This is a genomic window from Yersinia entomophaga (assembly GCF_001656035.1).
GTDB lineage: Bacteria > Pseudomonadota > Gammaproteobacteria > Enterobacterales > Enterobacteriaceae > Yersinia > Yersinia entomophaga.
The window spans coordinates 3,460,814-3,475,143 of sequence record NZ_CP010029.1 but is presented as its reverse complement, the minus strand read 5'-3'; the positions used below and the strand labels follow the sequence as shown (position 1 = coordinate 3,475,143).

Below are 14,330 nucleotides of genomic sequence, written 5' to 3'. Positions count from 1 at the left end.
AATTTGTGCTATTTATTTTCCGCATTCATTTTCAGATGAATATGACAAATTGGCATTTATCCAGTAGGGAAAAGTAAGATGGACAGCATTAAGCAGAATAACGGAAACTGTGTTTACTCCCCAGCAACATTAGGACAAAAAGAAGTTTGGCTGATACAGCAATTATCGCCAGACCTACCCTTTAATATTTCCGAATATGCGGAAATTACTGGAAATTTAAACATCTCTGTTTTCGAAACAGCACTCCGTGGCATTGTTGCAGAAACCCCTGCGATGAAAAGCCGCTTCAAGGCCATCGACGGCGAGTTATATCAATATGTAGATAACACTCTTGACACAAATTTACATATAATTGATAAAACTGATAATTTGGATGAAAGCTTCGATTTGGACGCCTGGATACAGGCTGATATCACTACTTTGATTTCGCCAGAAGATGAAAACCTACTCAACTTTTCATTGATTTGTTTACCGCAAAATAAATTTATTTACTATCAGCGCTGCCACCATATCCTTATGGATGGTCGGAGTCTGGGTCTCATCTCAAAACGCATTAGCGACCGATATGATGAATTAATCTCTGGAAAAGAACCGGAGACTATTATTCCTGACGAACCAGACTTGCTGGCTAGAAAAGATATTGAATATCTACAGTCAAAACGCTTCACTCTGGATAAAGCCTATTGGGATACTTTCTTGCAGAAGGCTAGCAATGCTAACCGTCTTTCATTCCTTAGTCACAGTCCTAACGATCGGAGTATATTAAAAGAAGAACAATATATCGACGAGTCTGTTAATAAATCGATAGAGATCATTGCAGAGAAAAATAATCTAAGGCCAACGCATATTTATATTGCGGCCGTCGCTGCTCACTTCTATACCTTGACCGGAGTTAAAGAACTCAGTTTCAGTTTCCCGGTAACAGGCATTGGTAAAGAATCCAAAAACCTGATAGGAATGACATCGAATACTTTACCGCTGGAAGTTACAGTAACTCCCACAGATAATATTCTGGATATTGCCAGAAACATGAATAAGCAGCTGACAAAGATATTAAAACATCAGCGCTATCGTGGAGAAAATATATTACGAAAAAACAAGCAGGAATTCAGTTTCGGCCCAGCAATTAATCTGATGCTATTTGATCGCGGTACGCCCTTCCAACACTGCGAGACCAAATGGATAAAAGCAAAAGGCTCCCAAACCCACGGCTTTTCTGTCGTATTCGACGATAAAGGTTACGGTAAAGGGCTATCCATCAGCTTTTACGGAAGTGACAGGCTGCACAGCCTGGAAGATATATTCGACCACCACCGTCGATTCAGCGTTATCCTCGAGCAGCTGGCGGCCAATCCACAAAATTCCATTGGGCAAGTCGATCGTCAAATCATGGAAGCGCGGGCCAATTCCCCTCGCAGAACGCTGTTTGAAAACATGCGAAACCCACTGTCCGCCGCCGTTATTAACTGGCAGGTACAGGATGCACAGCAAATCGCCAATCTGGCACTGGCGTTATCAGAAAAGGCAGGTGTACCGCCCGCGATAACTAAGTTAAAAATATTAATTAACAATGAATTACTCATCGTTAATCAGGTTGAAACCTTACCAGAAAAAACATTATTCGCCCCAGGCACGCTGGTGCGTCTGGATAGCATAAATGATGGCTGGCAGGTAACGACCACTACTACGGATATCAGAATTAGCGCTTTCAGCAAGCTGGACGGCACCCCGGTTCCCGCTACGGCCTTAGCCGAACAAGGTCATCTGACCGCTGGCGATCGGCTACCGATTCTGAGCCAACAGCAATCCGAAGCGCTATCTACCGAACTGGCCACTTTGGCTACGCATGAGCCTTTCTGGCTGGAAAAACTTCAAAGATTCAACCCGGTAGATTTCCCTTATTCTCTTGATAAGACCGAAGGAGGCAGCAGATTAGCCGTTGGGGAATGGCAATATTCCGAGTTACCAAACTCCGGCGATAACTCCTGGTTGAAAATTATCGGTCTGTTTGCCGCTTACCTGCATAGCCTTTCTGGCGAACATAGTTTCCAGCTTGGCTATCACGCCTTCCGTCAGGGCGAAGATATCTGTTCTCAACTCTCCTCACCTTGGGTTCCGATGGATGTAGCTGATATCTGTGATCAATTATCCTTGGTTGATTTTACAGAAAATCTTAATAAAGAAATAAAGCGAGTCAATCAGGCTCAAAGCTATGCGACAGATATCGTACTGCGCCATGAAACCTTGAAGAGAAATACCAAACTATTACAGAACAAACCTTTATATGCATTAGCAGTGGCCATTACCGATGGCGACATTCTTATTCACTCTAGGATAAATCCCGACAGTTTCCCGCTACTAACATTACAAATCAATGCCTTAAACGGTCAATTCCGCTGGATTTATAATGCCGCCTATTTAGCTGAAAACCGAATCACTCAAATTAATAGTCATCTATTAAAAGGATTAAAAAATAGCGTCGAAATTGGGAACCTTCCCTGCTCTATTGGCAATATTAATTTTATTCCTAAAGCCGAAGAATTACTGCTACTGGAGACACTGAATCACAGGGAATGCGACTTTAACAACCACAGCTGTATTCACCAGGTATTTGAACAACAGGTGCAAAAAACGCCCGATGCCATCGCAATTTGTCACGGCGAACGGCAGTTAACTTATCTGGAGTTTGATAGGCTGGCTAACCGCATTGCCCACCATTTAATTGGTTTAGGCATTCAGGCAGATATGCGTGTTGCCCTGTGCATGGAGCGTAGTTGCTTACAAATAGCGGCGCTATTCGGGATTCTGAAATCAGGCGGCTGTTACGTTCCTCTCGACCCCGCCTACCCTAGCGAACGTTTAAAAGATGTGCTTCATGACGCCGAACCCGCAGTGCTGTTGGTTGACTCATTGGGTCAGGAAATATTAGCCGGTAGCAGTGATGTCCGTACCTATGACGTGGATGCCTTACTTGCCATAGATACACCGGATACGCCACTGCAGTTACCTCAGCTTTCGGTTAATCAACTGGCCTATGTGATATTTACCTCTGGTTCCACCGGCCGACCAAAGGGCGTGATGGTCGAACACGCGCAGGTTATGAACCTGTATTACGCGTTAAACGAGGAAATTTTCCACTATTACCCTAAACAATCAAGGGTTTGCCTCAACTCCAGCATCTCCTTTGATGCTTCATTACAAAGCCTGCTCAGCCTGCTGAGTGGCCACCAGCTCCATATCGTTCCGCAAGATGTTCGCGTTGATGGAGCCCGGTTAGTGCAATTTCTTAAAGACAATGCCATTGACGTGTTCGACTGCACGCCAACCCAATTGGAAATGTTATTACTCTCCGATTTGCCTAATCAGGTGGAAAAACTGATTCTGTTAATCGGCGGGGAAGCCTTGTCTCCTCAGACCTGGAGGCGTCTGTCAGCGTTAAATCACTTTACCGCGTTCAATGTGTACGGCCCAACCGAATGCACGGTTGACGCTACCGTGGCACTGATTGACGCTTCCCATTCACTGCCAACCATTGGCCGACCTATTGCCAATTCAGCCATTTATTTGCTGAATAATCAGTTAAAACCCGTGCCTTTCGGTGCCGTGGGACAAATGTATATCAGCGGCGATGGCGTGACCCGTGGCTATCTAAATCAACCTGCGCTAACCGAAGAACGCTATAGCGCCGATCCTTTCATTGCGAAAAATCAGCGTATGTATCGTACCGGCGATTTGGCTCGTTATTTTGCCGACGGCACTCTGGAATATTTAGGTCGTGACGATCAGCAGGTGAAAATCAACGGCTATCGTATTGAGCCTGGCGAGATCGAAGAGAAATTATTGAGCCACCCCCAGGTTAATGAAGCCGTGGTTATTGCCTATAAAAATGCATCAGGGGAAAAGCAACTCGTTAGCTATCTGGTACTGGCGGGAAATACTGAAACGGAAGAGCTGCCACGCCATCTGCGGGATTTCCTGAGCCCGTTATTGCCGGAATTCATGCTGCCTATCGCCTATGTTTCCGTTGATCATTTACCGTTGACGCCTAACGGAAAAATCGATCGCAAGCAGCTGCCTGCCCCCGATTTTAATGCCTATGTGCACGAATCCTATGAGGCTCCTCAAGGAGACACCGAGCAGGAATTACATGAAATATGGGGAGAAGTGCTCTGTCAGGAGAGAATTGGGCGCAATGACAGTTTCTTTGCTATTGGCGGGGATTCGCTGCTGGCAATGAAGCTCTTAAGTAAGATGCAATCCCGCTGGCAGAGCAAAATCACCATGGGGGCGTTTTTTGCCCAGCCAACGCTTGCTCAATTGGCGTTATTAGTTGCTCAGGCCAAGCAACAAACGGCCACACAAATTGCACGAATTGATGCTAATGCGCGGATTCCACTGTCATTCCCGCAAAACCGACTGTGGTTTATTGAGCAACTAGGGAACAACGATGAGAACTATAACGTTCCGTTATTGTTGAAAATGAATGGTAAACTTAACGCCCAACTTCTACAGCGTTGCCTTAACCACTTGCTGGATCGTCATGATGCATTGCGGTCGGTTTTCCACGCGGAAAACGGGGTCGGCTACGTTCAACTGCTGCCGGTTGGCACACAAGCGCCACTGCAAGAGTATGATTTCGCTGCGTCATCTCATGCCGATGAGGATTTCTGGCAACTGTATCAGCATGAAATCGCCCATAAATTTGATATCGCCCACGGCCCGTTGATCCGCGCCAGTCTGGCTCATACCGCCGCCAGTGAGCATTATTTGCTGTTGATTATCCACCATATCGTCACCGATGGCTGGTCAATGGAGATTTTGGCACGCGAACTGGGGGTGCTTTACTCAGCCTGGTCTCAAGGCGAAACCAACCCATTACCGGCATTACCACTGCAATATCCTGATTATGCGCAGTGGCAACAACAGTGGCTGGATAGCCCGGAGTGGCATGCCCACGGCCAATTTTGGCTGCAAAAATTGCAGGGCATACCAGAACGCATGACTTTACCGTCCGATCGCGAGCGACCGGCTCAGCAGTCTTTCCTCGGTGCGGCGGTTCCCATCGTTTTGGATCAACAGCTGTCGGACGATTTACGTCGTCTGAGCCAAAAACATCACACTACGCTATTCATGACATTAATGAGTGCATGGTCTGTCGTACTATCACGCCTTTCCGGGCAGCAAGATTTGGTGATCGGAACGCCAGTGGCAAACCGTCAGGCGGCAGAATGCGAAGCGCTGGTCGGTTTCTTCGTAAATACATTGGCGATGCGAATTAATCTTGCCGAAGCTCCTACTGTGGCAGAGCTTCTCGCACAGGTACGCGACTTCAGCCTCAGCGCGCAGGAACATCAGGAATTACCTTTTGATCAGGTCGTTGAATTACTTCAACCGCAGCGCAGCATGGATAAAACGCCGCTGTTCCAGGTGATGTTTGCTTGGGAAAACTTCGACGCCGTAGCCCCGGCGCTAACCGGTATGAATGTAGAATTGATCGATCCGCAGGTTACACGCGTAAAATTCGATCTCGAACTGAATTTAGGCACTCGCAATCGTTCGATCGTGGGTTCCCTGAACTACGCTACCGCGCTATTTGATCAGGCGACTATTGAACGCCATCAGCACTATCTGATCACCGTTCTGCGGGCGATGGTTCGTGACGATAACCTACAGGTCGATCGTATTCCGCTACTTTCCGATCGCGAATACAACCTACTGATCAATCAGTGGAATCAGACAGCGGAACCTTATCCGCTAGATGTTTGCGCCCATCAGTTATTTGAACTACAGGCACAGCGCCATCCCGAAGCGATTGCGCTCACCTATCAACAAACGTCCCTGACCTACGCCGAGCTAAATAATCTGGCTAACCATTTGGCCAATCACCTGCTTGCTCAGGGCGTTAAAGTGGAGGATAAGGTCGCAATTTGCAGCCATCGTACCCCAGAAATGATTATCGCTATGCTGGCAACACTCAAGGCCGGTGCGGCTTACCTGTCCATTCCGCCGGATACGGCACCAGAACGTCAGAATTTTATGCTAGAAGACGCCAAACCTGCGGCGATTGTGGCGCAAAGCGAGGGACAACATCGTTTCAGCGGCTGCAATATTCCACTGTGCCTGATGTCTGATATCACTCAAAACCATGGTGAAATCCCAAATCCGACGGTAGCCGTCAGTCCCGAAAATCTGGCCTATGTTATCTACACCTCCGGCTCCACCGGTAACCCGAAAGGCGTGATGGTCGAACACGGTAATCTGGTGCAATTGGTTAGCCCTTGGTGTGAACGTTGGGGTATTGGGCTGGGTGATAACGTCCTGCAATTCTGTAACCCTACCTTTGACGCCTCGGTATGCGAGATTTTCTCCGCACTGACTTCTGGTGCCAATCTGGTCTTACGCGACGATCAATGGCTGTCCGGCACCAAAACTTTCTGGCAGCTATGCGAACACTACAACATTAGTCGTATGGTTCTCCCTTACCAATTCCTGCGCCGTTTATCTGAAGAAAGTGACTATCCGTTGCCTCCATCGCTGCGAACCCTTTTCTTCGGCGGTGAGGCCGCCGCGCCGGAAATACTGCAACGCTGGCTGAGCCGTTATCCGGTTAAACCACAGTTAGTTAACAACTACGGCCCGACCGAAACTACGGTCGTTGCGACGGCTCACGTACCGACTTTAGGGGAGACGCAGCTGGATAGCATTGGTCGCCCTATTGCCAATAACCGGCTCTATGTGCTCGATCCGCACGGTGATCCGCTGCCGCAGGGAGCCATTGGCGAGCTGTATATCGGTGGGCCGGGCGTTACGCGCGGTTATTTGAATCTACCGGAAATGACCGCCGAACGTTTCCTACCCGATCCATTCAGTACGGTGAAAGGCGCACGTATGTATCGTACCGGCGATCTGGCCAGCTACCTGCCAGATGGACGCGTACAATTCCACGGGCGTAATGATCATCAGGTGAAAATCCGTGGTTTCCGTATCGAACTGGGCGAAATTGAAACCCAGCTCAATTCCCATCCGCAGGTGAAAGAAGCCGCAGTGCTGGCGCAGGACGACGGTAAAGGCAGCAAACGGCTGGTGGCCTATCTGGTAGCCGATACCGAACAGCCTCGTCCAGATATTGCAATATTGCGCAATCATTTGGCCGCGCTATTACCCGAATATATGGTTCCTGCGGCTTACGTTCTGTTGAACGAAATGCCGATTACGCCAAATGGAAAACTGGATCGCAAAGCCTTGCCTGCTCCGCAGGAAGACGCTTTTATTCATCGCGATTTTGAAGCACCACGGGCTGGCATTGAAACCACGTTAGCAGAAATTTGGCAAGGGTTGCTGGACGTAGAAAAAGTAGGACGAAACGACCATTTCTTCGAGTTAGGCGGGCATTCGCTACTGGCCGTTCGGGTCATTAGCCAGCTACAGCAATTGCTCAATATCAGCATTCCGCTGGCAGCGCTGTTCGATAACCCGCAGCTAAGCCAACTGGCAGAAGTCATCGACCGTGAAGGCCAAACAGGTGATACAACGCTGACTGCCATTATTGTTCCGGCTACGCGGGATAAACCGCTGCCACTGTCCTTCTCCCAGCAGCGCCTGTGGTTCTTGTCCCAGCTTAGCGACAGTGATTCCAACTATAACGTGCTGATGGCGTTAGCATTAAGCGGCGATGTGAATATCCCGGTATTGCAGCAAACGCTAAATATCTTATATGCACGTCATGAATCATTGCGAAGTAACTTTACTTCATCCGGACAGAATGAACCTGTGGTGAGACTTCGGGATAGTCAGTCAGGTATTCCTTTCGTTGAATATGATTGGCGCGAACAGGCAAATAGCGCAGAAAAAGTAGAGGAAATATACAGCCAGGAAGAGCGGAGAATATTCGATTTAGCGAAGGACTCGCTGGTACAAGCCAGTTGGCTGCGCCTGCGAGACAACCAGAGCATCCTGCTGTTAACGCTGCACCATATTATTACCGATGGTTGGTCAATGGAAATTCTGGTGCGCGAGCTGGGAGTGACTTACTCGGCGCTGTTACAACAACGCGCTAACCCACTGCCTCCGTTGCCAATTCAATATCCAGATTATGCGGTTTGGCAGCAGCAATGGCGCAATAGCCCGGTCTGGCATGAACAGGGGAAATTCTGGCAGCAACTGCTAACCGGTGCGCCAGAACGTCTGACGCTGCCAACCGACCGGCCGCGGCCGCCTCAGCAATCCTTTATCGGCGCCAGTCTGCCTATCGTACTCAGCAGCGAGCTTTCTGATGAGCTACGCCGCCTGAGTAACCGACACGGTACTTCTTTGTTTATGACGCTGCTCAGCGCTTGGTCGATCGTGCTGTCGCGTCTGTCCGGTCAGGATGATTTGGTAATAGGGACACCAGTGGCCAACCGTAACCAGGCTGAATGCGAGGGCGTCATTGGCTTCTTCGTCAACACGCTGGCGTTACGTATCAATCTATCCACGACCTCAAACGTTGCCGATCTGCTGGCACAGGTGCGGAAAACCACTCTCGACGCGCAGGAACATCAGGCTCTGCCGTTCGAGCAAGTGGTAGAAATCCTCCAACCACCGCGCAGCATGGATAAAACTCCGCTGTTCCAGGTGATGTTTGCTCTGGAAAATATCGACGATATCGCGGTTAACATGGTGGGATTGGACGTGAAGTTGCAGGAACCACCGGTCAGTCGGGTAAAATTCGATTTAGAGCTGAGTTTAGGGGAACGCAATAAAATCATCACCGGCTCGCTGAATTACGCCAGCGCCCTGTTTGATGAAGCCACTGTTCAGCGCCACCAGCAATATTTAATCGCGGTGCTGGAAGCAATGGTGAAAAACGACGCTCAGGTCATCGGTCAGATTGATTTGATTGCCGATCGAGAAAAGCAATTACTGCTGGAACAGTGGAATCAGACGGCGCAGTCCTATCCTGCCGACCTGTGTATCCATCATTTATTTGAGCAACATGCAGAGCGCAGCCCGGACGCTATAGCTTTAGTGAATAACGCCTATTCATTGAGTTACGGCGAATTAAATAATCGAGCCAATCACCTGGCTTATCTATTGATCGAACAAGGCGTCAAAGCGGAAGATCGGGTAGCGATCTGCGCCGATCGCAGCCCGGAAATGATCGTCGGCATTTTGGCGATCCTGAAGGCCGGCGGCGCTTATCTTTCTCTGCCACATGATATTGCTCCTGAACGACTGAAATTCATGCTGGAAGATGCCAAACCGGTAGCTATTCTGGCTGAACCGGCGACACTGCCGCTGTTTAAAGACTGCGGCGTTCCTCACGAATTACTGCCAGCAGTAAGCGCTCCATTACAGGAGACAGGGGTAAATCCGCAGCCGAGCCTGGCTCCACAGAATCTGGCCTACGTGATCTATACCTCTGGCTCAACCGGTAATCCGAAAGGCGTATTGGTCGAGCACGGCAATCTGGTGCAACAAATGGTGACCTGGTGCCGCCAATGGAATCTTGGCCCACAGGATAAGGTACTGCAATTCTGCAACACCACCTTTGACGTATCAGTGTCCGAGATATTCTCCGCGTTAACCTCTGGAGCCACTTTGGTGCTGCGGGACGATCAATGGCTGGCTGGTAGCAGCGATTTCTGGCAGCTGTGTGAGCAATATGGCATTAGCTATCTGGATATTCCGTATCAGTTCTGGCGCAAACTGTGCGAAGAAAGCCGCGGGCCGTTGCCGAACGCTCTACGGCTGATATGTATCAGCGGGGAAGCCGCCGCGCCGGAAATGCTGGAGCGCTGGCTCAAACGTTACCCTGAGAAACCTGAGCTGGTGAACTGCTATGGGCCAACGGAAACCACCATTACCGCGACCACTCACTCACCTAAATTGGGTATCAGCCAGATTGATTCCATTGGCCGTCCAACGGCGAATATTCGTATTTATCTGTTGGATAACCACGGCAATCTGGTGCCGAGAGGCGTTATTGGCGAGGTGTATATCGGCGGGCCTGGCGTCACTCGCGGTTATCTGAACCTACCAGAAATGACCGCCGAGCGCTTCCTGCCCGATCCTTTCCGTTCGGTTGAAGGCGCTCGCATGTATCGCACCGGCGATCTGGCCAGCTATCTTGCAGACGGACGGCTACAGTTCCACGGCCGTAACGATCATCAGGTGAAAATTCGCGGATTCCGCATTGAATTGGGCGAAATCGAAACTAAGCTTAACGATCACCCCAATATCAGTGACGCCGCAGTGCTGGCGCTGGATGACAACAAAGGCAGCAAGCGGCTGGTCGCCTATCTGGTGGCTGATGCCAACTCGCCTGCGCCGGAGCCTATGGCTTTGCGCCACTACCTGCAAAGCCGTCTGCCGGATTACATGATTCCCGCCGCCTATGTGCTGCTGAATAGTATGCCGATCACGCCAAACGGTAAACTGGATCGCAAGGCTTTACCGGCTCCGCAGGAAAATGCCTTCCTGCATCAACCTTATGAAGCGCCGCTGGCCGGGCTGGAAACCACGATTGCCGAAATCTGGCAAAGCCTGCTGGACAGCGAAAAAGTCGGTCGCCACGATCACTTCTTTGAGCTGGGCGGGCACTCTTTACTGGCGGTTAGCGCGGTGAATCTGATCAATGCCGCTATCGATGATAAGGTCAGCGTCAGCGACATCTTTATTGCGCCAACGGTAAAACAATTGGCGAGCCGAATCACTCAGCAAGCTCGCGTCAGCGACGTGATTAACCTGCGTCAACAGGCGTTGTTACCGGAAGATATTCAGCCACAGTCGCAGTCTATCAATCAGGGAAATGCTATTTTCCTCACCGGTGCCACGGGCTTTGTGGGGCGTTTCCTGCTGCGAGAATTACTGGATAGTACCGACAGCAAAATTTACTGTCTGGTACGAGGTCATAACCAGCAGGATAGCCTGCAACGGTTGAGAAATATTCTTACCGAATGGTCGCTGTGGCGCAAAGGCGACGAGCAACGCATCATCACTATTCAAGGAGATATAAAAGCGCCGCGTTTGGGTATCGACGACCTGCTTTATCAACGCTTAGCGCAGGACGTGGGAGTTATTTTCCATTCGGCGGTAAGCATGAATCACCTTGAGTCATTTGAAATGGCGTATAAAGCCAACGTTGCAAGTCTGGTTGAACTGCTGCGTCTGACCACGCAGGGAAGTCGCAAAATTCTGAATTTCGCGTCGACTCTGAACGTATTCAGCCCGATTGGGCAGCAAGGCCATCGCGTGGTGAATGAGCAGTCATCAATTCAAGATGAGCAACACATTGCAGATCAAGGCTATGTGGCGAGTAAGTGGGTTGGCGAGGAAATCGTCAATCTGGCCGTCGCCCGTGGCATTGCCTGTAATATTTTCCGCCTGGGCCTGATTACCGCCGATTCAGAACTGGCGCGCTATGACGAGCTACAGGCATTTTACCGTCTGTTTAAGAGCAGCGTTCAGATGGGCATGGCCTTCGATGATGTCTACGGCGATATCCAGTTGACTCCGGTGGATTACACCGCGAAAGCTTTGGCGCATCTCGGTTCTAGCCATTATCCGACGGAGAATATCTTCCACCTTTCCGCCATGGAAGGAATGTCTCGACGTGAATTTATTGAGCAGTTAAATGCTCATTTGCCACAGCCGATGACCGTGGTTTCCCATCGTCAGTGGCTCCGCGAGGCGCATCGTCGCTATCAACAAGGGGAGATTTTACCTATCACCCCACTGATTCAGGACATGATGACGTCCAGCGATGAGGAATTGGATAACTTCTATCAATCTTTGCAGGAAACAACCATCGATTACGATAGCAGCCAGACGCTGAAGCGGTTAGAACGGGTTGAAATCACGCTGCCAACCGTCAATAGCGAATGGTATCGCTTATTTATCCATTCACTGCAGAAATAGTCAGTTCAATAGAGCGAAGCTAAACAAAACGGCGCTAAATGCGCCGTTTTATTTTTCCGCGTCAGAAAGGGCGTTTATTTCCAGTTGGGATCTTTCTCGAGCTGCGCCATCAATAAGTTTTTCATTCTTTCATCCGGCTGGCCTAACCATTGGTATGTGGCAAATTGACTCGGCGTTTCCAGGGCTTCTGGCTTATCTTCTACGCTAATCCGCACGCCCCAAGCCCGCTTTTTATCCTCGCTGAAAGCCACCAGCAAGAAATGGCTGGCGCAATCGTGAGGCTTACAAATATTACCAACCTGATATTTTTTACCTTCCCACTCGGCCCATTCTGGTGGCGCAGAGGTTCCGGCACCTTTACGCGCCCAGGCAGGCAAATTCTTCTGTCCTTTAATCATTTTTTGCCAGCTGCTTTTATACTGCGGCTGCTGAACTAACTCTGCCGTGGTCAACGTTTGCTGGGCAAAACTCCATGAACTCACGCTCAATAACGTCCCCAGTAAAAGACAATGGAGGGTTTTCTGTCCTTTCATTATCGCAATCCTTTTTATGTCATTTGATATTCAACAGTGGTTTCACCGCCCTGTTATTCAGTTCATAAGACCCGCGACGCAGGAAAAAGTTGATCCCCAGCACGAATTTCCACGCTAAATTCAGTTATTCAACAATCGGTATGACAACTTGAGTTAAGCTATGAACCAGATTATTGACCAAGAAGATCTGCCTCTATGCCTAGCCTCGAATTTTCTCAAAACATACCCAAATTGTATTATTCTGCGACGGATGCTCCGGCGCTAAAGACAGTCACCACCGACAAGATTCTACAAATGGTGGTCGATCTGGATGTCGCCAACTCAGAGGACGAACACTACGTCACCGGCTGGATGGGACTAAACAGCGTGATGGTGGTACGTAACTATCAGAATAAACGCGGCACCGCGAACGGTTTTGTGCTGAATAAAGGCAATAGGCATCGGCTGAGCGTGCAGTCTATCGAATTCCGTATTCCTAAAATGGTGCTCTGGATGACCTTCCGCCGCCGCCCGCGGACGATGGAATTGATTACCTACGAGGCGCTGGAAGGCGAGCTTAACGGCATGCAGCAATACCGCAATATTCTGGATAAAGCCTTGATCCAGCAGTTAGAGCAAGACTGGCGCGATCTGAACGATTATCTCGGTGAAGCCTGCTGGCAGTTGGAAAATGGTCGTCCGCTGTGGCAGCGGCTTCATCAGGAAATTACGCCGAAAGCCATCGACCAGGTTGCTGATTCCGCGGTGTTCTGCAGTAAAAACCGACAGATTGACGGCGAGTTCGGCGGGTTCTGGGCCGGAGATTATTTTTTCGCTATACGGCCAAAAAGTGATAAACATCCTCACGCGGCGGTGATGATTTCATGGCGAGAAAACGAACATGACATCGGCAGCTATGTATTTGATCAGAAAAAAGATCAGCAGGGTAATATCAGCCTATTACCCTGCATTCGCCCACGTAAAGGCGCAGAGCACTTTATTCTGAATCCTTTTGACGCCGTTCACTTACAGCGGGCGCTGGCGCTGTTCGCTCTCACCCGCCCATTCCTGATCGCCGAATAAACTGAGCGCCAGTCTGGCTGGGCTACCACCAACGATAAAAGTGGTGAACCGGCCCGATTCCTTGCCCAACCTCCAGCGTATCCGCCTGCTCCAACGCGCCTTGCAGATAAGATTTAGCAGCGGAGACCGTTGTCGCCCAGTTTTCCTGTGTTGGTCGTAGCGCCGCCAACGCCGCCGACAGCGTGCAGCCAGTGCCGTGCGTGTGGCGAGTGGCAATGCGGGGTAAACAGAAACGGAACTCGCCATTAGCCGTAAACAGCCAATCGGGGCTATCCCCACCGGTCAAATGTCCGCCTTTCATCAATACGCCCTGACAGCCCATAGCCAGTAATTCCCGCCCTTGAGCGCACATTTCCCATTCATTAGTCGCAGGCTGACAATCCAACAACGCCGCCGCTTCCGGCAGGTTTGGCGTAATCAGGGAAACCAGCGGCAACAATTGCTGACGCAGCGCCGCCACCGCCGCAGGCTCTAACAGCGGGTCGCCACTTTTGGCCAGCATCACGGTATCCAATACCACGAAATCCAGTGGGTATTGCCGTAACTTTTCTGCCACTATCTGAACGATATTTTCATTGGCCAACATACCCAATTTGGCGCTATCAATACGTACATCGCTCAGGACTGAATCCAATTGAGCGGCCACAAATGCGGGGTCTATCGCATAAACCGACTGCACGCCTCGCGTATTCTGCGCCACTAAAGCCGTTACCACGCTGGTTCCGTAAGCACCCAAAGCAGAAAAGGTTTTTAAATCAGCCTGAATACCCGCGCCGCCGCTAGGGTCAGTTCCGGCTATGGTTAATGCATTGAGACGTTTCATTGGCATATCTCCAC

4 protein-coding genes are annotated in these 14,330 nt (G+C 49.9%); 2 read left to right on the top strand and 2 right to left on the bottom strand.

Annotated features, from left to right (window positions below):
- Positions 1-78: 78 nt before the first annotated feature.
- The gene (locus PL78_RS15645; RefSeq protein ID WP_064516899.1) at positions 79-11,898 is read left to right on the top strand and encodes a non-ribosomal peptide synthetase; all 11,820 of its coding nucleotides are present in this window, start codon (positions 79-81) and stop codon (positions 11,896-11,898) included.
- Between the two features lie 74 nt (positions 11,899-11,972).
- On the opposite strand, the gene PL78_RS15640 is transcribed toward PL78_RS15645, so the two are convergent.
- Entirely contained in the window at positions 11,973-12,431 is a 459-nt protein-coding gene (locus tag PL78_RS15640; protein ID WP_064516897.1) for an inhibitor of vertebrate lysozyme family protein, read from the bottom strand.
- A 195-nt stretch (positions 12,432-12,626) separates the two neighbouring features.
- Here PL78_RS15640 and PL78_RS15635 point away from each other — a divergent pair, with 195 nt between their 5' ends.
- Positions 12,627-13,493: a hypothetical protein gene (locus PL78_RS15635; RefSeq protein ID WP_064516895.1), complete on the top strand. Its 867-nt coding sequence runs from the start codon at positions 12,627-12,629 to the stop codon at positions 13,491-13,493.
- A gap of 22 nt (positions 13,494-13,515) precedes the next feature.
- Here PL78_RS15635 and thiD read toward each other — a convergent pair whose 3' ends face one another.
- Positions 13,516-14,316, bottom strand: coding sequence for a bifunctional hydroxymethylpyrimidine kinase/phosphomethylpyrimidine kinase (gene thiD / locus PL78_RS15630; RefSeq protein WP_064518480.1), 801 nt, complete (start codon positions 14,314-14,316; stop codon positions 13,516-13,518).
- Positions 14,317-14,330: the final 14 nt, after the last annotated feature.